Annotated in this window: 3 protein-coding genes; all 3 read left to right on the top strand. The window is 47.9% G+C overall.

The window, feature by feature from the left end; translation table 11 throughout:
• Window positions 1-221: 221 nt before the first annotated feature.
• Window positions 222-539: a hypothetical protein gene (locus tag HMY34_RS20080; RefSeq protein WP_202719323.1), complete on the top strand. Its 318-nt coding sequence runs from the start codon at window positions 222-224 to the stop codon at window positions 537-539.
• Window positions 536-907, top strand: a complete 372-nt coding sequence (locus HMY34_RS20075) for a hypothetical protein (protein WP_202719322.1) — start codon at window positions 536-538, stop codon at window positions 905-907. Before HMY34_RS20080 ends, HMY34_RS20075 begins: the two co-directional genes overlap by 4 nt.
• 121 nt (window positions 908-1,028) lie before the next feature.
• The gene (locus HMY34_RS20070) at window positions 1,029-2,048 is read left to right on the top strand and encodes a protein rep (protein ID WP_202719321.1); all 1,020 of its coding nucleotides are present in this window, start codon (window positions 1,029-1,031) and stop codon (window positions 2,046-2,048) included.
• Window positions 2,049-2,180: the final 132 nt, after the last annotated feature.

Genomic DNA, 2,180 nt, shown 5'->3' with positions numbered 1-2,180 from the left:
CGACCAACGGGAGAACAAGCTAAAGCCCGTTACAGCTCACTAAAGAAATACGCTTAGGCATGAGGGGCAGAAGTAGCGTAGCGCCCGCCTGCCCCTCTGCCACGTGGCGAACGTCCCCGAAGGGTCGCCGAAGGCATCTTAAAAAGTGTTGCAAAAATACAGATTAGGTACTAGTCTGAATACTTATTGATAACCCTAAACACGCTTAAAAGGTAGTCACAATGACTGAGCAAACACGAAAATATAACCATCGTTTCATGGTTAGCCTTGCCATTGAGGAATTTGATGCTCTCGTTGGTTATGCGGAGTTCATAGGCAAACCGCCCGCCACGGTTGCCGCTGATCTTTTGCGTGAGATGTATCCAACCATGAATGCAGTATCAAAAGCCTTGAAGACTGCAAAAAAAAAGAACACGAAAGGCATAACAGAATTGAAGCAATTAGTTTTAGAAGAAATCGCAAAAGTTAGCCAAATGGCTGCGGATTTGAAGGAAGAACAACCTGATCTTTTCACCCAAACAGAGGATAACCCCAAATGAGTATGTTTTTAGTCACTGGTGAAGTACGTAACGTTTTCAAGCAACCCGGCTCGGTTGATAAGACAACCGGCGAACAAAGGCCCGATTCCAACAAGGTGCAAATTTTGGGAGAACTTCCGGTTATGGGTGGTGGCACTCGTGAAGACATCATCACCCTCACTATTCCAGATGGTTTGGATTTTTCGCCCTATCTTAAACAGCGTGTAAGCGTTCCTATTGGCTTTTTGTCACCCGCTAAGGGTTCCATAGTCTATTTCATCCCGAAAGGCTCACAGATCAATTCTGAGCGTTCCACACCCCATTTAGAGACACCTGTTATTAAAAGCCCGCTTAACAATTCCGCTGTGAAGAGTCCGTTAGGTTATTAAGTCGTTCCCCAACCCTGCCCGAATCCCCCCCAACGTGAGGCAGGGGGGGTGAAGGGTAGGGGATGGGGGACTTATATATTTATACATAGAAACAAAGTGGGGACACGGGAGGAAAAAACCGATGACCACGAAAACGAAAAAGCCCCTAGATACTGTCAACTTGGCGGAAGAGGTATCCAGAGGCTCTGATGAAACCGGCAAGCTACACGCTCGCCTTGCCCGTTATCATAGCGCAAAACAACGCGCCTTGGTAAACCTTGAAACGCTCAAAATCTTGCAACCTGCGGATGATTTCACGGCGGCGCGTTACCGTGCCGGTGCTGTCCGGTTGGTAGATTGTGGTAACTACCTTGCATTCAGGCAGTACTACACCGTGGGCAAGACCCGATTGCATAAAGCCGCGTTCTGCAAGCAGCATTTGATATGCCCGCTTTGCGCTATCCGTCGTGGTGCAAAAACGCTTGATGCTTATTTGAAGCGTTACCGCTTCATCATGGCTCAAAATCCGACTTGGAAACTCTCCATGATTACCCTGACGGTAAAGAATGGCGATGACCTGGAAGAGCGTTTCAAGCATTTGCAAAAGTCTGTTGCTCGTATTTTTGAACGTCGCCGCGATTACTTGAAGAAAGGCAGAGGTAAGACTGAATTCAGAAAGATTCACGGTTACGTGGGTACTTATGAAGTAACCAAGGATAACGGCTTTCGTGAAGTGAAGGAAACCGGCTGGCATCCTCACGCACACATTATGGTGTTACATACCACGACGTTTGATTATGCCGCTCTTCAATCCGAATGGAAGGAAATCACGGGTGATAGTCACGTCCTGAATGTTACCGCTGCCAAGCATCCAGACGAACCCGAATTAGATTTCTTGGAAGTGTTCAAGTATGCGGTGAAGTTTTCCGACCTGAAGCCCTTGGAGAATATCCACGCTTGGGACGTGTTGAGAGCAAGGCGGCTTTTATTTTCGGGTGGTGCGTTCCGTGGTGTGGAAGTTCCCGAAGAACTCGAAGATGAACCGCTTGATGATCTTCCCTACATAGAATTGTTTTACCGGCATACAGCCAATGGATACAGCCTCGTTAGCACGGGCGCGGCGGCGGGCGTAGTTGACGGAGCAGACGCAGCGACCGTGTGAGAGGCTGCACCCATTTCATGGCAGTAGAATAAAACTCCTAGTCAGCTCCTTGACCTTCCCGCCGTTTGGCGGGTTTTTTTTGAATTCCGTAACAGGAATCAAAATCTGTATTCTGTAGTATGTAGTAGTATC

The organism is Thiothrix subterranea, from assembly GCF_016772315.1.
In the GTDB taxonomy this organism is placed as follows: Bacteria; Pseudomonadota; Gammaproteobacteria; order Thiotrichales; family Thiotrichaceae; genus Thiothrix; species Thiothrix subterranea.
Note: the sequence above shows the minus strand (reverse complement) of the source record. Positions and strands in the feature narration are given on the sequence as shown.